The sequence below is a fragment of the Fulvivirga sp. AWR4_260 genome, assembly GCF_056158185.1.
The window spans coordinates 1,449,426-1,468,692 of sequence record NZ_JBSWSU010000015.1; the positions used below are offsets into that span (position 1 = coordinate 1,449,426).

17 protein-coding genes are annotated in these 19,267 nt (G+C 36.9%); 6 read left to right on the plus strand and 11 right to left on the minus strand.

Going from position 1 to position 19,267, the window contains the following annotated elements:
• Positions 1-131: 131 nt before the first annotated feature.
• Positions 132-548, plus strand: coding sequence for a response regulator (locus ACXACQ_RS12685; RefSeq protein ID WP_474976319.1), 417 nt, complete (start codon positions 132-134; stop codon positions 546-548).
• A 4-nt stretch (positions 549-552) separates the two neighbouring features.
• On the opposite strand, the gene ACXACQ_RS12690 is transcribed toward ACXACQ_RS12685, so the two are convergent.
• Entirely contained in the window at positions 553-1,773 is a 1,221-nt protein-coding gene (locus tag ACXACQ_RS12690; protein WP_474976320.1) for a hypothetical protein, read from the minus strand.
• Between the two features lie 135 nt (positions 1,774-1,908).
• Between ACXACQ_RS12690 and ACXACQ_RS12695 the strand changes: the two genes are divergently transcribed.
• Entirely contained in the window at positions 1,909-2,064 is a 156-nt protein-coding gene (locus tag ACXACQ_RS12695) for a YqaE/Pmp3 family membrane protein (protein WP_474978477.1), read from the plus strand.
• On the opposite strand, the gene ACXACQ_RS12700 is transcribed toward ACXACQ_RS12695, so the two are convergent.
• Both ACXACQ_RS12700 and apaG read right to left on the minus strand, forming a co-directional pair.
• The gene (locus ACXACQ_RS12700; protein WP_474976321.1) at positions 2,061-2,861 is read right to left on the minus strand and encodes an O-methyltransferase; all 801 of its coding nucleotides are present in this window, start codon (positions 2,859-2,861) and stop codon (positions 2,061-2,063) included. The two genes, ACXACQ_RS12695 and ACXACQ_RS12700, sit on opposite strands and share 4 nt — an antisense overlap.
• Positions 2,862-2,863: 2 nt before the next feature.
• Positions 2,864-3,250 (minus strand): Co2+/Mg2+ efflux protein ApaG, encoded by a 387-nt coding sequence (gene apaG, locus ACXACQ_RS12705; protein ID WP_474978478.1) that lies wholly within the window; start codon positions 3,248-3,250, stop codon positions 2,864-2,866.
• An 85-nt stretch (positions 3,251-3,335) separates the two neighbouring features.
• Between apaG and ung the strand changes: the two genes are divergently transcribed.
• A complete protein-coding gene (gene ung / locus ACXACQ_RS12710; protein WP_474976322.1) occupies positions 3,336-3,998 on the plus strand; it encodes a uracil-DNA glycosylase in 663 nt (220 codons plus the stop codon).
• Positions 3,999-4,034: 36 nt separating this feature from the next.
• Here the strand turns inward: ung and lepB are convergent, their stop codons facing one another.
• From lepB to ACXACQ_RS12750, 8 genes are all read right to left on the minus strand, one after another.
• Positions 4,035-5,177, minus strand: coding sequence for a signal peptidase I (lepB, locus tag ACXACQ_RS12715; protein WP_474976323.1), 1,143 nt, complete (start codon positions 5,175-5,177; stop codon positions 4,035-4,037).
• Positions 5,178-5,227: 50 nt separating this feature from the next.
• Positions 5,228-5,944 carry a 4-hydroxy-tetrahydrodipicolinate reductase gene (dapB, locus tag ACXACQ_RS12720; RefSeq protein WP_474976324.1) on the minus strand — a complete coding sequence of 239 codons (717 nt, stop codon included), beginning with the start codon at positions 5,942-5,944 and terminating at the stop codon, positions 5,228-5,230.
• Position 5,945: 1 nt separating this feature from the next.
• Complete coding sequence (locus ACXACQ_RS12725) at positions 5,946-6,554, minus strand: DUF5683 domain-containing protein (protein ID WP_474976325.1); 609 nt, start codon at positions 6,552-6,554, stop codon at positions 5,946-5,948.
• Entirely contained in the window at positions 6,555-7,472 is a 918-nt protein-coding gene (locus ACXACQ_RS12730; protein ID WP_474976326.1) for a ParB/RepB/Spo0J family partition protein, read from the minus strand.
• 20 nt (positions 7,473-7,492) lie between these two features.
• Positions 7,493-8,263, minus strand: coding sequence for a ParA family protein (locus ACXACQ_RS12735; protein WP_474976327.1), 771 nt, complete (start codon positions 8,261-8,263; stop codon positions 7,493-7,495).
• A 7-nt stretch (positions 8,264-8,270) separates the two neighbouring features.
• Positions 8,271-8,954, minus strand: coding sequence for a metal-dependent hydrolase (locus ACXACQ_RS12740; protein WP_474976328.1), 684 nt, complete (start codon positions 8,952-8,954; stop codon positions 8,271-8,273).
• Between the two features lie 140 nt (positions 8,955-9,094).
• Positions 9,095-10,903: a membrane protein insertase YidC gene (yidC, locus tag ACXACQ_RS12745; protein WP_474976329.1), complete on the minus strand. Its 1,809-nt coding sequence runs from the start codon at positions 10,901-10,903 to the stop codon at positions 9,095-9,097.
• 15 nt (positions 10,904-10,918) lie between these two features.
• On the minus strand, positions 10,919-12,547 hold the full coding sequence (locus ACXACQ_RS12750) for a CTP synthase (RefSeq protein WP_474976330.1): 1,629 nt from the start codon (positions 12,545-12,547) through the stop codon (positions 10,919-10,921).
• 458 nt (positions 12,548-13,005) lie between these two features.
• Between ACXACQ_RS12750 and ACXACQ_RS12755 the strand changes: the two genes are divergently transcribed.
• The 3 genes from ACXACQ_RS12755 to ACXACQ_RS12765 all read left to right on the plus strand — a co-directional run bounded on the left by ACXACQ_RS12755 (position 13,006) and on the right by ACXACQ_RS12765 (position 19,250).
• On the plus strand, positions 13,006-16,725 hold the full coding sequence (locus ACXACQ_RS12755) for a PKD domain-containing protein (RefSeq protein ID WP_474976331.1): 3,720 nt from the start codon (positions 13,006-13,008) through the stop codon (positions 16,723-16,725).
• On the plus strand, positions 16,725-17,747 hold the full coding sequence (locus tag ACXACQ_RS12760; RefSeq protein WP_474976332.1) for a PorP/SprF family type IX secretion system membrane protein: 1,023 nt from the start codon (positions 16,725-16,727) through the stop codon (positions 17,745-17,747). Before ACXACQ_RS12755 ends, ACXACQ_RS12760 begins: the two co-directional genes overlap by 1 nt.
• A gap of 90 nt (positions 17,748-17,837) precedes the next feature.
• On the plus strand, positions 17,838-19,250 hold the full coding sequence (locus ACXACQ_RS12765) for a CCA tRNA nucleotidyltransferase (RefSeq protein WP_474976333.1): 1,413 nt from the start codon (positions 17,838-17,840) through the stop codon (positions 19,248-19,250).
• The last annotated feature ends 17 nt before the right edge of the window (positions 19,251-19,267 follow it).

Sequence of the window (19,267 nt, forward strand, 5' to 3'; positions counted from 1 at the left end):
AGAATTAATAATAAAAAATTATTATTAATGTTGTAATAATATATACAATTTAATATATTGCGGGATTATTATCCAGCAATTATGCATTTAAGTTTTTGAAAATGTTGGCAAGGTAGCAAACTAATCTGAGAATGGTAAAAATTACTTCAATAATCATTGCAGAAGATGACGAAGACGATCGTCTTTTAATAGAAGACGCTCTTAATGAGAATGCCATTGATAGTGAAAGTCTAGTGTTTGTTGCTGATGGAGAGGAGTTAATGGAGCGCCTTGAGAATGAAGCCCAAACACCTACTATGGTTTTTTTAGACCTCAATATGCCTCGTAAAGATGGTCGCCAGGCTTTAAAGGAAATTAAACAAAGTGAAAGGTTTAAGCATATTCCTATTATAGTATTTTCTACCTCTAGTAGTGAAGAAGATATTAGAACATCTTATAAAAATGGTGTGAATACTTATTTTACTAAACCATCAAAATATTCTGAACTTGTAGAAATTATAGGAGCAGTTAAGGCCTATTGGTGGGAAAAAGCATCGTACCTGAGCTAATTTTTCATTCAATCTCTTCATTAAGTAACAGATAAAATTGGTCTGCTACCTCGGGTAACTGTTTTAACCTACTTTTAAAAATATTAATGTGCTTTGTGCCGTATTTTTCAAATATTGGTTGCGGATATACTTGAAACGCACTGTTGATAATCTCATCTGTAAGTATACTTTGGAGTTCTTCTGCTTTACTTATAAACACTTCTTGTTTTACTTTTCCTAATATCTTTAAGTCTAAAGTTTTTGAATTTTTTATCAGTCCGCTAACGTCTTCAAAATGCTCGGTGTAAGATTGGAATTTATTATTGATTAATAGCGTCACCTGATTCAACAAACCATCATTGAACATGTAAAAAGCCATGTCTCTATCCATAGGAATGGGCGATGCTACTTTTCTCCCTGTCCTATCAATGTTAATAGCCCATGCCCATTGTTTCTCATGTCTATCCCAGTCGCTCATCAGCATATCTAACAACCTGCATTGTAGGTATTTTTTTACATTGATCTCTATATGCTCTTTTTCTAACATGGGCAGTAATTCATCGGTGTCCAGTATTTTGTCTGCGTTGCCAAATACTGAGTGGTGCTCCCAGCTCTCATCAGGCTCTTCTTCTAGCAGTACGGGCCTGCCAGACATATTTGCTTGAAGCATAATATTCATCGATGAATCAAACGGTACAAAGTATAGGTTGGGTGAAGTATGAAGTATATCGCAAGCTTCTTCAAATTGATTAGCAATGAGAGCTCCGTATGGATTTAGTGCACAAGCTTGATCTCTAAACATAGGGCGAGCTGCCGTTAGTTGAAGCCAGTAGGGTAGGCTTCGGGCTTGGTCTTTATTGACCGATCGCATCGTATATGATTTTTTATTGTGAGATTCTAAATCGGCACTAATGGTTTGACCACCTCCTCCTAGCTTTATGAATTTTAATCCTCCATGGATTTTGTTTAAATCAATTACTGGTAGCGTAATTTCTGTAGCCCACACATCTCTATAATGGGAGCCAAAAATAGATTTGACAAGGCTGCCTCGGTCATAGAAGGTAGATAAGGCTATGGTTATACTATCAGATAATGCTTTCTTATTATACTTTTTGACGGCTTGCTGAAGGTGGATGTCATGGTTAAAGGTCTTGCGCTCTCTTTTATTAATGATATTGGGTAGTATTACTAACAGAACTATGAGAGTAGAGAGCGTGTAGATAAGTCCTTTATGTTTGATTTTCATTTTCTCAGCAAATCGTTAAGTCATATTACAGTTTATACACAAAAAGTAACTAAATAACGGCAAGTATGTTTAATAAAACTTAATAGATATTTATATTGTGGTCGCAAAAAAATATTTAAGTATATGTCTATTATAATGATTCTATTAGCCCTGTTTTTTCCTCCTGTAGCAGTGGCGTTAAAGTTTGGAGTGTTTTCAGCTAAGTTTTGGATTAATCTAATACTTACATGTTTAGCGTTAGTTCCCGGAATTATCCATGCCTTTTGGGTTATTTCTAAAGATAAAAGCTAATATTCTAGCATATAATGTTGCTTAGTTAACTCGGGGTTGAGAAATACAATGCCGAGTTGATATAAGTCCATACTTATTGATACATGAGGCGAAGAAAGGATTTGCTGCCAGGCTGCGGTCATATCTTTTGACCAATGAATGTCATCTATAACTATGCATGTATGTTTATGAGTTATAGATAATAGTTGATTAAAGTACTGCACTGTAGCTTCATAAGTATGGTTAGCGTCTAAATACGCAAGGTCTATACTTTTTATATTTCCTTTACTGATGGCTGCTGGCAGCGTGACATCAATATTGCCTTCTATAACCTCAATATTTTTAATATCTAGCATTTGAAAGTTGTCTTTTGCCAAATGCGCTAAAGTTGAAGCTCCTTCAAATGAGTATACTTTTTCTACCTTACTATGGCTTGTGGCCAAGTGCGCAGTAGAAAGCCCCAGAGAGGTGCCCAATTCTAATATAGATTTTGCATTGAGGTATTCTGCTAATTTTCTCAGTAGTATGTGGTTTTTCTTAGGTGTACTACCTGTAGTAGCCAGTTGACTAATTTTTTTTATTCTACTGCTAGATATTTGGCTTCCAGCTCCAAAGTCATCCACTTCAATAGTTTTTGAGCTACTTGCTAAAGCCTGTCTTAACTGTTCAATGTTATCAAATGATTCTGAATGTATAAGAGGGGAGTGGATATGCTCATAAATATCAAATACAAATGGGCTCTGTAGCGAATGTCTCCCTAATGCATATAACCAATAATTTAAATATTGCCTTAACTGGTGTAGTTTATTGCTCGCCAACCTTAGTTGAGTTTGAATGGTGCCACCATATGAAATTCGGGTATTACTACTTCAAATCGGTGCCCGTCTACAATGCGCTCCATTAAATAAGTGCCGCCCATTTTACCCACGCCAGATTTTAAATTGCATCCAGATACGTATTGGTGGTATTGTGTAGGCTCTAATATTGGTTGCTGACCTACTACACCTTCTCCTTCTACTTCCCTAAAGGTGTAGCCCGCATCATAAATATTCCAATGCCTACTTAGCAGTTGGATGGTGTTATCGCTCTGGTTTTCAATAGTTACTCTGTATGTAAATACATAGTGATACTGGCTAGGACTAGAATAATCAGGCTGATACTCTGTCTCTACAGTAACTTTTATACCCTTTGTGATTTCCGTAACCATCATAACTGCAAATTTCTAATTATAATACGAATATGAAATATAAGAAGTTTTAAATTTAAATCTTAAAAAAAAATAATTGAAAAATATGGATGTCAATATTGCACCTTCTTGGAAAGAGAGGTTATCGGATGAATTTGATAAGTCCTATTTTAGGAGTTTGGTTGAGTTTGTGAAGACTGAATATAAAACGCAGACTGTCTATCCTCCGGGAAAGGAAATTTTCAATGCTTTCGATCATTGTAGTTTTGAACATACGAAGGTGGTTATTATAGGTCAAGATCCTTATCATGGGCCAAATCAAGCCAATGGGTTGTGCTTTTCAGTAAGAGATGGCATTAGAAAGCCTCCTTCACTAGTCAATATTTTTAAAGAGATTCAAGAGGAGTATGGTACGCCAATACCGGAATCGGGTAATTTGGAAAGATGGGCAGATCAGGGTGTGTTGCTTCTCAATGCTACATTAACTGTGAGGGCGTCTGATGCAGGCTCACATCAAAATAAAGGTTGGGAAGAGTTTACTGATGCAGTTATTAAAAAAGTGTCAGAGGAGAAGGAGGGAGTGGCTTTTCTGTTATGGGGAGCATATGCTCAAAAGAAAGGTGCAGTAATTGATAATGCTAAGCATTTGGTTTTATCTTCTGCTCACCCATCACCATTTGCAGCACATAGAGGCTTTTTTGGTAATAATCACTTTAAAAAGGTGAATGAATATCTTACTTCACGAGGTGAAAGTGAAATTAAATGGTAATAAAAAAGGCTGCTAAATTTTAGCAGCCTTTTGTTTTTATTCTATAGGTTTAAAGAACCTGTTCCATCTTACCTTGTCTAAGAAACTTCTATGAGGATCTAATGATAGCCAAATAAAGAAACCTTTACCTACTACGTGATCTTCTGGTACAAAACCCCAATAGCGAGAATCTAAAGAGTTATGCCTGTTATCTCCCATCATGAAATAATAATCTTGATTAAAGGTGTAACTGGTCACCTCTTTGCCATCTATTAATAGTTTATCTCCTACTATTTGAGCATCATCGTTATGATCATACTTGGTAATTACGTCACCATAAGTAAGAAGATTTTTTCTATTGATTTCAATAGTAGCACCTTTGGCTGGTATGGTTAAAGGTCCGTACCAATCTCCATTCCAAGGGAAAAGTTCTTGGTCATTAGGGAAGATTCCTTCATCCCATTCACCTTTTTCGTAAGGCTTAAATTTTTTGTATCCGTTTCTTGAGGCTTCTTTCACATCTACAACGAAAGACAATGATTTTAACTGTTTTACTTGATCTAGTGTTAAGAACATAAAGTAAATATTGCCTTCGCTGTTTACTTTTTCAGCATCATATAGGTTGTACTCATCCATAACCCTTTTGCTAAGTCCATCTTTGGTATATACCAAATAAGAGTATTGCATGTCTTCAGGATTTTCCATAGGTACATCGTTTATGATTACCTGCTTGTTTTCTACCTTTAAAACATCTCCAGGAGTGGCTACACATCTTTTAATGTAGTCTGTTTTTAGGTCAATAGGATAATCTATATTATCGTTGAGGTATACCGGAGGAACGTTGAATACCACCACATCACCTCTTTTTACATCTGTAAAACCAGGTAAACGGTATTGAGGCAATTGAATCCAATCTAAGTAAGAAGGAATATTGGTACCCCAAATTTTTTGGTGAGTTAAAGGCACCTGTAATGGTGTAGCAGGAGTTCTGGTACCATAATGGAATTTACTAACAAAAAGGAAATCACCCACTAACAAGGATTTCTCCATAGATGGAGTAGGTATAGTAAATGCTTCCATTAATAACCACCTAATTAGTGTGGCAGCAATAACCGCAAATAATACGGCATCTACCCATTCTCTTGTCTTTGATTTGGGTTTTTTATCTTCTTTTTTCTTTTGCCAGAATTTCCAATTCATTGTTTCCTTCTTTAATTATTTAATAACTCTTAGGCGGGTTATTAATTGTTTTATAGCGGTAAAAAGTCATCCATAGATAAAACACCTTTTTTATCTACTAACCATTCTGCAACTAATACAGCTCCTAAAGCAAAGCCCTCACGAGAATGTGCGGTGTGTGTCATCTCTATAGAATCGATAGGAGAGTTGTATTTTACAATGTGTGTTCCAGGTACTTTATCTTTTCTGTATGAATTGATAACGAGCTCATTTTTGTTTTCTGAGGGCTCGTTTACCCAAGAGACCTTTCTTTCGTTATTATCTATTATGCCTTCAGCAATGCTTATAGCAGTGCCACTAGGAGAGTCTTTCTTCTCGGTGTGATGAGTCTCATCTATTTGAATGTCATACTCGTCAAAATCTTGCATAATTTCAGCCAAGTATTCATTAATCTTAAAAAAGATATTGACACCAATGCTGTAGTTAGAAGCATAGAAGAAAGTACCGTTATTTTCTTCACAGATTTTTTCTATCTCTGGTTTGTCATTTAACCATCCTGTAGTGCCAGAAAGCACCGGGATGCCGTTATTAAGGCAGTAGGATAGATTGTCGAATGCCGCTTTGGGCTGGCTAAACTCTATGGCAACATCGGTGTTACTTTCGTTATAATCTTCTAAGTCTGCAAGATTATCTTCGTTAATTGTGCCTACGATTTCGTGGCCTTTTTTGATGGCAATAGCTTCTATAGCTTTTCCCATCTTGCCATAACCTAATAAAAGGATTTTCATGTTAAAATTTCAGTTTTAAAGAGATGCCGGCATTATAACCATAGTAAGTGGTGCTTTTTAATGAAGGCTCTATTGTTACTTTTAAGTCTGGGTTTAAATCAAATTCTTTTAGGTGAGCATCTATATGAGCATCTGCTATTTGTAGTAAATAAAGGGCTCCTGTTAAAATCATATAGAAGTCACGTTCTCTTCTAGCCTTATCTACGTTAGATCTTAGTTGAGCTTCGCCTCCGTAAATAGACGAGTACCCGGAGTCATTAAGTGTTTTGAAAAGTTCTCTTCTTTGTTTCCTATATTGACCATTCCAATAGTCTATGGTAATACCTAAAGAAACGAAGCCGCCATATATAATTGGCAGCTTCCAGTATTTTTTATTATATATTTGACCACCACCGGGAAATATGGCTGAATATAAAGAGGCCTTTCTGGGCACAAATTGATCAGCATAGGTTTCTATCTCTTCAATTTTTACATCGTCATTTTCGGAGATAATTTCTTGTTGGTCGGTGACAGTGCTATCACCATCAACATGACCTGGAGGTGTTATCTGTCCGTTGCTTATAGTCACAGACAGCATTAATAACACAAGTACGCTTAATATTTTAGCCATTTAAACTTCTAAAATCTCTAGAATACGATTTAAATCTTCAATTGAAACAAAAGGGATTTTAATTTCTCCTTTGCTTCCATCTGATTTAACGTTAACCCTTGTTCCAAAGTGTGAAGTTAACTTAGTTTGTAGCTGGGTAATTTCTTTAGTATGCTCAGGGTTTACCTCTTTCTCAGCTTTTTCTTCTTTTGCTTTGGCAGGAGCCAAGCTTTCCCTCACTAGTTCTTCAACTTTTCTTACAGAAAGGTCGTTTTCGATTACCTTCTTAAATATATCGAGCTGTAAATCTACATTTTCGATGTTGATCAAAGCTCTGGCATGGCCCATAGATATTTTTTTATCTCTCAGCGCAGCCTGAATATCTGGCGGTAATTTTAAAAGTCTTAAATAGTTATTTACTGTAGTACGGTTTTTGCCAACCCTATCACCCAGTTGTTCTTGTTTAAGCTCACATTCAGTAAGGAGGCGCTGATAACTTAAAGCAATTTCAATTGCATTAAGGTTTTCCCTTTGAATATTTTCGATTAGGGCCATTTCCAGCATTTGCTGGTCATCAGCAGTTCTGATATAGGCCGGAATCTGCTCTAATCCCGCTAATTTAGAGGCCTGAAACCTTCTTTCACCAGAAATTAATTGATACTTATTAGCAGAAAGTTTTCTTACTGTAATAGGTTGAATAATTCCTTGAACCGTAATGGATTCAGAGAGCTCTTTTAATGCTTCCTGATCGAAGTGTGTTCGTGGCTGAAATGGATTGGTTTCTATTTCAGCAATAGGAATTTCATTAATACTACCAGCGAGCACTGGTGGTGCTGCCTGTGGTAGTTCCTGGCTACTTTCCTTAGCAGGAGAATCTTCTAAAAGTGCTCCTAATCCTCTGCCTAATGCGTTTCTTCTCTTTAAAGGTTTTTTCGACATGCCCTCCTCCTCAATTATAATTATGCGAGACCGTTTTTATTTAAAATTTCTTTTGAAAGGTTAAGGTAGCTGATGGCTCCTTTACTTTCAGCATCGTGAGCAATAGCTGGTAAACCAAAACTAGGAGACTCACTTAACTTGATGTTTCTTGGTATAATAGTATCAAACACAATTTTTTTGAAATGAGTTTTCACCTCATCTACTACTTGGTTAGAAAGTCTTAACCTCACATCATACATAGTGAGTAGAATACCTTCAATTTCTAAATCAGGGTTTAACCTTGTTTGAATGATTTTTATTGTGTTTAATAGTTTTCCTAGTCCTTCAAGAGCGAAGTACTCACACTGTACAGGTATAATTACAGAGTCAGCGGCAGTAAGTGCGTTGATGGTAATTAAACCTAATGAAGGAGAACAGTCGATAATAATGAAGTCGTATACGTCTTTCACTTTATCCAAAGCGTCATTCATACGCTCTTCTCTTCTGTCTATGCTCACCATTTCTACTTCAGCACCCACCAAGTCGATGTGCGATGGTAGAATGTCTAAGTAGTTGATGTCTGTTTCTACTATAGCTTCGCGCACGTCAATTTCATCGACCATACACTCATAGATACTTACTTCAACTTCTTTTGGGTTCAGACCAACGCCTGATGTGGAGTTAGCCTGCGGATCCGCATCTACTACAAGGGTTTTGTACTCGAGAGCCGCCATACTGGCAGCAAGGTTAATAGCGGTAGTAGTTTTTCCTACTCCACCTTTTTGATTCGCAATGGCAATAACTTTACTCATCTAAAACTTATAAATTAGTAGTTTCTCCAATACCCATTAATAATAATTCAACGTTTGCATTTTTATATGCAGTTTGAGCATCAGTGTGATCAATTTTAATATAAGGGAAGGTATCATAATGCATACCTACTACCTTTTTAGCTCCTACAAAATCAGCCGCTTTAATACTATCTTTTACGTTCATAGTAAAATTGCTGCCTAAAGGTAGAAAAGCATAATCTATATCAAATTCTTCTTTTATTAACTTCATGTCGTAAGTAAGGGCGGTGTCGCCAGCAAAATAGAATGTTTTGCCTTCAGCCTCAATTACGAAACCTACAGGGTTGCCGCCATAGCTTCCATCGGGCATGCTGCTCGAATGGATGGCATTTACCACTTTTATGCTACCAAAATCAAAATCCCATGTGCCACCTTGGTTCATAGGGTGCGTGTTTTTAATGCCTTTATTGGCAAACCAACCTGCAACTTCGTTGTTAGCAATAACAGTAGAGTTAGGGTTGTTTTTGTAAACAGTTTCTACATCTGCTACGTGGTCACCATGACCATGAGAAAGAATGATATAGTCTGTTTTTATAGCATTAACGTCTATGTCTTTTGCCAGCTCATTAGGGCTGATAAAAGGATCAAATAGCACGATTTTGCCGTTTAATATGATTTTGAAACACGAATGTCCGTAGTAAGTAACTTCCATTTTTTTACAGGTATTTTGAGTAAATCAGGTTTACAAAGATATAAGTTTAATTGAATTATGTAAGTCATTACAACTACTCTCTTTAAGGAAATAAAAAAGGCTCTTAATTTTAAGAGCCTTAGGGGATTTTTATAATTTTTTTATTTCTTTTTATTTTTTGCTTGAGCTTGTTGGCTTGCTTTCATTGCTTCTTCCATCCTCATCCTAAATGACGATTTCTTCTTGTTGCCACTTTTCTTTTTGTTCTCTTCCATCACCGCTCTGATCTTATCATCGTCAACAAATTTTCTTATTAATGCCTGCTGACCAAACGTAACTAAGTTAGATACAAAATAGTAGAAACTTAATGCAGCCGGATAACCATTCAGTACAAACATGAAGATAACTGGCATGAAATAAGAAATAGATTTCATTGGACCTTGAACGGTACTTACTTGCTGGTTAGACCAAGTGTAAAGGATGGTTGATAAGGTCATTAGCAATACGAATAAACTCACGTGATCACCATAAAAAGGAATAGTGAAAGGTAAGTGGAATATGCTATCGTATGTAGACAAGTCTTCAGCCCATAAAAATGGCTCTCCTCTTAGTTCTATTGACTGAGGGAAGAATGTAAACATGGCAAAGAGTATTGGCATTTGAAGTACCATAGGGATACATCCACTCAATGGACTAACACCTACTTTTGAGTATAGCTTCATTTGCTCTTGTTGAGCTTTAGCCATATCATCACCATACTTTTCTTTTATTTCATCAAGCTCTGGCTTTAATACTTTCATTTTTGCCATTGATAAATATGACTTGTATGAAAGAGGAGAAAGCACTAGTTTGATTAAAAGCACCATTACGATAATGATTATACCGTAGTTACCAATAAAGCTGCTCAAAGAATCAAATAATGGTATGATTACAAACCTGTTGATCCATTTCATAGGAGGGAAGCCAAGATATAGGTTGCTTTCAAACTCCTCTGTAACATCTTTTATAACATGGTAATCATTTGGCCCGAAGTAGTAAGTGAAGTTTCCTTTACCTGATTTAATATCTGCTAAAGGTACTTGAAGTTTTACTTGCGCAAATTTTACAGTAGAGCTATCACTCTCATTTACTGAAGTGTGTATGTTACCACTGTTGAATTGGTTTTCGGCAATAATTCCAGATATAAAGAACCTTTGCTTAATAGCTATCCATTTTAAAGGCTCTGTAAGTTCTTCAACTTCGTCTTTACTAGACCTCTGATTGATGCCATCAAAATCTTCTGACTTGGTGTAATAATTAATAGTAGTGTTATTACGACTTTGTTTAAGATCTTTTTCAAGCGTTTTAATATGGTCTAACCACTCGTAGGTTAAATTTTCTTTAGTAACATATTTATCTAAACCATTAACTTCTAGGTGATAGCCTAATTGAAATCCATTGGGCGCCAATTTATAAATGTGTTTTACACTTTGGTTGCCTCCAAGGTTTAAGGCGAAAGTTACAATGGTAGTGTCGCCAACCGTGGTAGTAGAAGGAGTATAGTATAAATCGTTAAGATTAATACGTCTGCCTTCTGCATCAAGTGTTAAAGCGAATTTATTACTGTTGGCATCTAAAAGTGTTACGGTATTACTTTGGTAGGTCTTATAGTTTTTAAGCTCTACGTTAGTTATTTTACCACCACGATTAGATAGCTTAATCGTTAAGTTTTTATTTTCAATAACGGTTTCGGCTTCATTTCCAGCTCCTCCAGCAGCAAATACACCATACTTTTCTCTTAGTTCAAGGTTTTGAATAGAGTCATTCACTACCTCTTCCTCTGTGGTAACTGATGAAGGAGTATTTTCTACTAATGTAGTGTCATTAGTAGGAACATCTTCCACCGGCTTAGGATCGGGAGAAAAAAAGTAAAAGTATATCATTAGCATTGCTGCTATCAATATTAAACCCGTTGCTTGGTTTCTATCCATCGTATTATTTAAAAATTAGTTTTTTGAATTATTCGTTTTTTTAATATTAAGGGCCGCTTCAATAAATTTTACGAAGAGAGGATGTGGGTCTAATACTGTACTTTTTAACTCAGGGTGATATTGTACACCTATGAACCACGGGTGCTCACTGATTTCCACTACTTCTACAAGTTTGGTCTCAGGGTTAATGCCCGTAGCTTTAAGTCCTGCCTCTTCCATTTGAGCTAAATACTTGTTATTGAACTCATATCTGTGGCGGTGTCTTTCACTAATTTTACTTTTACCATACACACCGTATGCCTTGCTGCCCTTTTTCAAATCGCAAGGATAAGCACCTAAACGCATAGTACCACCCATTTCTACGATTTTCTTTTGCTCTTCCATCAAATCGATTACCGGGTTTTCCGTTTTTTCATTCAATTCTCGTGAAGATGCGTCTTTTAATTTAAGTACATTACGAGCAAATTCTATGACAGCGCACTGCATGCCTAAGCAGATACCAAAGAAGGGTACATTGTTTTCTCTGGCATATTTTACTGTTTGTATCTTACCTTCACTACCTCTTTCTCCAAAGCCCGGAGCAACGAGTATGCCATCTAGTTTTTCTAAGACAGATTGGCAGTTATCAGCATTGATACTTTCTGATGGAATATATTCAAGGTTTACTTTGCATTCGTTGTAGGCGCCTGCGTGTATAAAAGCTTCTACTATTGATTTATATGCATCGGGTAGCTCTACGTATTTTCCTACCAGGCCTATTTTTACTTCATCGGTAGGATTTTTTAATTTTCCTAAAAACGCTTTCCAGTGATCCAGACTAGGTTCGTTTTTGTTGGTGATGCGTAATTTAGATAGTACTCTCTCATCTAATTTTTCTTTGCGCATCAATAATGGCACATCGTAGATAGTGTCTGCATCCATCGCTTCTATTACAGAGTTGATGTTTACATTGCAGAATAAGGCTAGTTTTTTTCTTATTTCTACTGGCAGTCTTCGTTCTGATCTACATACCAGAATGTCAGGTTGGATACCCGCTTCAAGTAATTGTTTTACAGAGTGCTGAGTAGGTTTAGTTTTTAATTCCTTAGCTGCACTTAAGTATGGAATAAGTGTAAGGTGAATAACCAAAAAGTTATTAGTGCCTACATCCCATTTAACTTGCCTTACAGCTTCAATAAACGGCAGTGATTCTATATCACCAACACAGCCTCCTATTTCAGTAATTACAAAATCATAATCACCGCTTTCGCCTAAGGCATAAATGTTTCGCTTAATTTCGTCTGTAATATGAGGTACTACTTGTACAGTTTTTCCTAAGTATTCGCCTTTTCTCTCTTTAGTTATAACATTATTATAGATTCTACCTGTAGTAATGTTATTTGCCTGAGAAGTAGGTGTGTTTAGAAAACGCTCATAATGACCTAAATCTAGGTCAGTTTCTGCACCATCATCAGTTACATAACATTCACCATGCTCATACGGATTAAGCGTACCAGGATCAATGTTTATGTATGGATCAAATTTCTGGATGGTTACTTTGAAACCTCTAGCTTGTAAGAGTTTAGCTAAAGATGCTGCAATGATACCTTTACCCAAGGAAGATGTTACCCCACCGGTAACAAAAATGTACTTTGCCGTGGCCATAAGTTGTTTTTAAGAAAATTTATTGAAGTAAAACTTATGGGACACAAAGGTACAGGATTCCCCTTAAATGGATAAGAAATTATTACTTTTTTATTTTTTAAAATTAGTTCCTTACAAGCTTGACATGAATAAAATAGGCTTGTAATGTAATAGACGTTTTAAAAGGATTTTTAAAAATAAACCTGATACTCAAATTAAAGTATTTGTTAATGAGGATATAAGCTCCCTCTTAATTGTTTTATTATAAAAATTAAAGGAATTTTAAAATATTGATTCTCAGAATAGTAGTATTTGTAGGGTTGTTTCATCTGTATTATTTTCCTTTCGTGGCTGCATATGTTCGCCTGTCGACAAACATATTTTTACTTCCTATATAAGCGGTTTCTTTTCAGTCACATAGAGGTATATACCAATCTGATGTTCCAAATTAATCAGAACCTTACTTACGTTAGAGATTAATGTTTTTAAAGAAATTTATTGTTATCAACCTATTCCTTAGTTTGGTCATGGCTCAAGCTGCGTGGTCGCAGTGTGGAGACCTTATTATGGATCCTGGATTTCGTTTTTTAACCAATAGCCGCGGTTGTGCTCCTTTTACCGTGAGGATGAAAACAGCCTATTTGGCTGCCACTCCCGGTACTGTATATTATGTAAACTGGGGTGATGGTACACCTGAGGAGACATATGTTCAGGTGGATGATGAAGGTGTAGAGTTAGATCATACTTACCCTAATAGTCCTGTTGAATGTGGTTTTGATGTGGTTATTGATGCTGAAAATGCTTGTAACCCCAGAGGTAGCGTTATTAGTGTAACTACACAAGTTGTAGTGTGGACTAACGATATCGTTTATATTGACCCTGGTGTTTATCGTGTCTGTCAAGGTTACGCTGCCAATTTAAGGTTTCTTGATAATAGTGATTGGAACTGTTTTCCTAGAGATACCCGGGAAAATGATGAGGCCAGATGGCTTCAGTGGATTTATGGAACAGGAAATGCGGCTAATCGAATTCCCGGAATAACAGTGGGTTATATTACTCCGCCTACTTACCCATATAATAATCCGGCTCCTAATATGAATCCGCAGTACCCAGTAGCAGCACCAGGAGAGCAAAGTTTGCCCATTCAAGTGCCCGCTACAGCAGTGACAGATATTGGTAAAGAATTTGAAATTACTTTAAAAAACTGGAATAGGTGTCACAGGTATGATGATGATATATTGGATGGTGATCCATTTAATCCTGTTAGTGGAGACTTGGTTAATGGTGATAATATGCCGGGGGTGGTGACAGCCAGAATTGTAATTGTAGATTCTCCTGAGCCTGAGTACCAGACAAGAGCAAATAATTCTTCGGGTGAAATAAGGGATAATTTTTGTATTGGTGAACGTATTTATTTTGAAGACTTAACCCCATTTATAGCCGGTTCTAATTATACTTATACGTGGGAGTTTTATGATAATAGTACTGGTGCCGGAACACCAATCCATATTAGTAAAGCATCTAACCCTATGTTTACCTATACTACTGGGGGAACAAAGTTTGTAAGAATGGTTGTCCGAGATAGTAATGCCGCGGGTAATTGTGAAGCTATTTATGAAGATGTTGTATATATTTCTCCTACTATTATTGCCGAAATAGGCGTGACAGATGTTGATGGAAATGCTTTAGGCACAGAATTTTGTCAAGATATGAGTGTGCCTGAAGATTTTGAGGTGGTATTTAATGATATTTCTACAGGTACTGCTAATCCTAATACAAGGTGGAGATGGGAGTTTTATGATGACGCAGACAATTTAATAGAATCTTTTCCTACTGGTACCGGTTACTCTACCACACAGCTAGGGCCTTTTCAAAGAGTGTTTAATAATACTGGTCATTACAGAGTTAAGCTTATAATTTTTGATGCGTCTACTTCTTGTAGTACTGAAGATGAAATTATAATTTCTGTTTATCCTAAGCCACAGGCTCTCTTTCAGGCACAAGGTACTTGTGAGGGGGAAGAGGTAAGTTTTATTGATCAATCAACTTTAGCAGCTTTGGAGACAGAGTCCATTGCTGAATGGGAGTGGGATTTTGATTACGATGGTGTTACTTTTAATAGCGATACCGCCTATCTTAATGAAACTAATTTCACTAGGGTTTTAGGGGCTTCGGGCGATTATCAGGTGGCTTTAAGGGTTACAGCATCGCCAACTAACTGTACTGATATATATGAGCAAACTATAACCGTAAGCCCTCTTCCTGTGTCAGTTATTATGCCTGATAAAACGGATGGGTGTAGTGACTTAGAGGTTACTTTCAATAATACAGGGCATTCCATTCAGCCAGCACCAATTGATAGGTATGTTTGGCAAGTTGATGATGGTGAGGGCTTTGAAGATGAACTTACGGAGTCGCCTGCAGATACTGATTTTGCGGAACAGCACTCTTTTACATTTAAAAATAATAGTACTACCGATAAAGTATATAACATACGCCTTCTTTCAATAGGCGAGAATGGATGTGCACAAATTAGTGACACTATTGCTGTTACGGTTTATCCTGGCCCGGCTTCAGAGTTTAACTATTTAAACTACTCTCCATTTGATGATAACTGCTCTCCTGTAAGTATAGATTTTGAAGTGGGGCTACAAACTCAGGCCATGAGCCCTTCAACTTATGAGTGGGAAATTTCTGATGAGAATGGAATAGTTTATACTGAAAATAGAGGGAATGACCCTGAGTTTTCATTTGACTTTACTAATGAAGGGCTTTCTAGTAAAAACTTCAACGTGAGGTTAACTACCACGTTGCCCACAGGTTGTTTTGGAGATTCTGTAAGGCAGGTGAGGGTGAACCCTGTTCCTGTAGCCAGTTTCGATGCTACTGTAGAGGTAGATTGTGAGGAAAGTATTGTTCATTTGGAGGCAGATCAAAAAGGGCTAACCAGATACTATTGGACAATAAGTGAGAATGGAGCATTGCAGTATGTTACTGATGTGGAAGGTGAATCATTGGATTATGTGGTGTCCAGAGGGAATCAGGATATAACAATTACAGCAACATTGCAGACTACTAATTTTTCTAATTGTGAGAGTAATGTGGTAACAGAGTCTGTAATTGTAGAGGAGAAAGTCGATATAGTAGCAGACTTTGAGGTGTCTCCATTAGAGCAAACCTTGCCAAGTAATACTGTTCAGTTGAACAATAAGTCTACAATCGGGAGCTTAGATTATTTGTGGGATTTTGGAGATGGCCAAACATCAACAGATCCATTAGAAAGTAGTCATGCTTATGATACTTATGGTACTTATACCATTGAGCTTACGGTGTCTGATGGTAAATGTATGGATAGTTATATTCAGGTGGTGAAGATAAACCCTATTCCTCCCATAGTAGATTTTGAATATGATCCGGGAAAGGGATGTGCACCATTAACTATTAATTTTACTAACATAAGTATGTATGCCGACCCTACCAGCTATTATTGGGAGTTTGGACAGGGAGAAGGAGTGTCTAGAGCTGAAAATCCATCATATACCTATTATGAGCCAGGGCTTTATACAGTAATTTTATATGCTACAAATTCCGTTGGTGATACCATTAAACAAGTGAAGCCACTGGTTATAGAAGTGCATGATAATCCGGTGGCTCAGTTTCAAATTAAACCCACTTTGGTGTATATACCGGATAGTCCTATTTATACGGATAATGCAAGTTTCGGAGCTACATCTTTTTTGTGGGATTTTGGAGATGGTACCACATCTAAAGAGTCAGAGCCAATTCATTATTATGAGAATGAAGGGCAGTATGATATAACCCTTACGGCCATGAATGAAGACGGATGTAGTGATGTTTTGGTGCGTCCTGGTCTGGTGCAAGCCATAATGGGAGGCGATATTTTGGTGCCAAATGCATTTTCACCGAACCTATCCGGTCCACTGGGTGACGGTGGAGCTTCTGGAGGGGGTATTAATGATGTTTTTCTACCTATTACCAAAGGAATTTCAGAGTTTGAAATGCTAATATTTAATCGCTGGGGGCAATTGCTTTTTAGAAGTGTAGACAAGGAAAAAGGGTGGGATGGCTACTATCAAGGTAAGCTATGCCCGCAAGATGTTTACGTATATAAGCTGATATTAACATACGGTGATGGCCGTAAATCAACACGAATAGGAGACGTGAACCTGATTAGATAATGAAAACTTTTAAGCTAATATCAGTACTTTGTCTAGTATGGTGGGCTGCTTCTTTGCGTGCTCAGGATTTACATTTTTCGCAGTATCATTCTGCTCCATTGTATCTCAACCCTGCTTTTGCGGGTACGTCTTCAGGGCATCGCTTTATCGCCAATTATAGAAATCAATGGCCAGGCCTTTCAAATGGCTTTGTGTCTTATGCTTTTTCTTATGATTTTCATTTGGCTGATCTAAGAAGTGGCGTTGGGCTGTTAACCACAGTGGATAAAGCTGGCTCTGCAAATCTTAAATCAACAACTGTTGGCTTTGTGTATTCCTATAAAGTGCAGTTAGAAAATAAATGGATTGTTACTCCAGGATTGTATTTTGGTTACGGTCATAGAGATATTGATTTCACTAAATTGGTTTTTGCCGATCAGTTGGAATTTCAAAATGACGGTCAAGTACCTACTTCCGATCCTACTTTTGGGAGTTTGGGAAGTAGTAGTTATTTTGATTTTGCAAGTGGTATTCTCATTTATAATAAAACATTCTGGGCAGGAATATCAGCTAGCCATATGAATGAAGGTAATCGATCTTTACTAGGGGAGGAGAGTAAATTGCCCATGAAAATATCCATTCATGCAGGAGCTAAAATTCCTTTATATAATGGCATGTTTAAGAAAGACCGTATATCTAGCATTTCACCTTCATTTGTTTACCAGCATCAAGGTGAGTTTGATCAGTTAGATGTAGGTATGCATTTTATTTATGAGCCAGTGATGATTGGGCTTTGGTATAGGGGTATTCCTATTACCCAAAATGCTAAAGGGCACTCCAGCAGAGATGCTGCTGTTTTAATATTGGGATTACAGTTCGATGATTTTGAAATAGGTTATAGTTATGATTTTAATGTGTCTGAATTAGGTGCTGTATCCGGTGGGGCTCACGAAGTGGCTTTACAGTATAATATCGATATTTCCATCAGAAGAAAGGTAAAGCATAAAGATAAATTTATTCCATGCCCTACGTTTGTTAAATAGGCTTTAGTGTCATTCGGTTAGAAATAGTAACTTTGCTTTTTAACTAAAATTAATCACCCTGTTTTAAAAAGTATCCACGGGGCTGGGTTTATGGACTATAAAGAGCATATCACTAATACGCCTGTTTTTCAAGTAATTCATGAAGCTGCTACAGAGTTAGATTTAGAGACGTATGTAATTGGCGGCTACGTTCGTGATTTAATATTAAAAAGACCATCAAAAGATATAGATTTTGTTTGTGTAGGTAGTGGAATTGCTTTAGCTAAAGCAGTGGCTGCCAAACTGAAAAAGTCGCATCTTAGTGTGTTTAAAAATTTTGGTACCGCACAGGTAAAATATAAAGATTGGGAGCTGGAGTTTGTAGGTGCCAGAAAAGAGTCGTATCGACATGATAGTAGAAAACCTGTAGTAGAGGATGGTACGCTAGAAGATGATCAGAATAGGAGAGATTTTACCATAAACGCCATGGCTATAGGCTTATCTAAAAATAACTATGGCCAGCTGATAGATCCTTTTGGAGGTTTGAAAGACCTAAAAAGGAAAGTGATTAAAACACCACTTGAGCCCGATATTACTTTCTCTGATGATCCTTTGAGAATGATGAGGGCTATTCGCTTTGCGTCACAATTAGGTTTTGATATTGAACCCGATACATTTGATGGTATTGTGAAAAATGCTTCTCGAATAGAAATCGTTTCTCAAGAGAGAACTACCGATGAGCTCAATAAAATTATATTATCGCCCACACCTTCTTATGGTTTTAAGCTGTTGTTTCATGCCGAGCTATTAAAGCTAATTTTTCCTGAGATGGTGAAACTTCACGGAGTTGATGTTATCGATGGTAAATCGCATAAGGATAATTTTTATCATACACTTCAGGTTTTAGATAATACAGCACAAAGATCGAGATACTTATGGTTGCGCTGGGCAGCTATTTTGCATGATATTGCTAAACCAGCTACCAAGAGGTTTGATAAAAAGGTAGGATGGACATTTCATGGTCATGAAGATAGAGGCGCCCGTATGGTGCCAAAAATTTTCAGAAAGCTCAAGTTGCCTTTAAATGACAAGATGGATTATGTTCAGAAGCTTGTAAGGCTGCATTTGAGACCCATTGCTTTAGTGAAAGAAGATATTACTGATACTGCTATACGTAGGCTTTTATTTGAAGCTGGCGATGACGTGGAAGATCTTATGAAGTTGTGTAAGGCTGATGTTACCTCTAAAAATGATGATAAGGTGAAGCGTTACATGAGCAACTTTAAAAAGGTAGAGAAAAAAATGAAAGAGGTGGAGGAGAAAGATAAAGTAAGAAATTTTCAGCCACCGGTTTCTGGAGACGATATTATTAAGGCTTTTGACCTTACACCCGGCAGAGTGATAGGTGAGATAAAAGAGGAAATTAAAGAGGCGATTTTAGATGGTAAAATATCAAATAACCGTGAAGATGCCTGGCAGTTTATGCTAACTATAGCAAAGGGTAAGGGATTAACTGTTAAATAATTGTCTACATTTGTGTG

Excerpts from the sequence above, each read along its gene's own strand:
- ACXACQ_RS12690 (WP_474976320.1), bottom strand. The coding sequence starts at position 1,773 with ATGAAAATCAAACATAAAGGACTTATCTACACGCTCTCTACTCTCATA.
- ACXACQ_RS12695 (WP_474978477.1), top strand. The coding sequence starts at position 1,909 with ATGATTCTATTAGCCCTGTTTTTTCCTCCTGTAGCAGTGGCGTTAAAG.
- ACXACQ_RS12730 (WP_474976326.1), bottom strand. The coding sequence starts at position 7,472 with ATGTCGAAAAAACCTTTAAAGAGAAGAAACGCATTAGGCAGAGGATTA.
- ACXACQ_RS12685 (WP_474976319.1), top strand. The coding sequence starts at position 132 with ATGGTAAAAATTACTTCAATAATCATTGCAGAAGATGACGAAGACGAT.
- ACXACQ_RS12750 (WP_474976330.1), bottom strand. The coding sequence starts at position 12,547 with ATGGCCACGGCAAAGTACATTTTTGTTACCGGTGGGGTAACATCTTCC.
- yidC (WP_474976329.1), bottom strand. The coding sequence starts at position 10,903 with ATGGATAGAAACCAAGCAACGGGTTTAATATTGATAGCAGCAATGCTA.
- ACXACQ_RS12765 (WP_474976333.1), top strand. The coding sequence starts at position 17,838 with ATGGACTATAAAGAGCATATCACTAATACGCCTGTTTTTCAAGTAATT.
- ACXACQ_RS12735 (WP_474976327.1), bottom strand. The coding sequence starts at position 8,263 with ATGAGTAAAGTTATTGCCATTGCGAATCAAAAAGGTGGAGTAGGAAAA.
- apaG (WP_474978478.1), bottom strand. The coding sequence starts at position 3,250 with ATGGTTACGGAAATCACAAAGGGTATAAAAGTTACTGTAGAGACAGAG.
- ACXACQ_RS12740 (WP_474976328.1), bottom strand. The coding sequence starts at position 8,954 with ATGGAAGTTACTTACTACGGACATTCGTGTTTCAAAATCATATTAAAC.
- ACXACQ_RS12760 (WP_474976332.1), top strand. The coding sequence starts at position 16,725 with ATGAAAACTTTTAAGCTAATATCAGTACTTTGTCTAGTATGGTGGGCT.
- lepB (WP_474976323.1), bottom strand. The coding sequence starts at position 5,177 with ATGAATTGGAAATTCTGGCAAAAGAAAAAAGAAGATAAAAAACCCAAA.
- dapB (WP_474976324.1), bottom strand. The coding sequence starts at position 5,944 with ATGAAAATCCTTTTATTAGGTTATGGCAAGATGGGAAAAGCTATAGAA.
- ACXACQ_RS12755 (WP_474976331.1), top strand. The coding sequence starts at position 13,006 with ATGTTTTTAAAGAAATTTATTGTTATCAACCTATTCCTTAGTTTGGTC.
- ACXACQ_RS12725 (WP_474976325.1), bottom strand. The coding sequence starts at position 6,554 with ATGGCTAAAATATTAAGCGTACTTGTGTTATTAATGCTGTCTGTGACT.
- ung (WP_474976322.1), top strand. The coding sequence starts at position 3,336 with ATGGATGTCAATATTGCACCTTCTTGGAAAGAGAGGTTATCGGATGAA.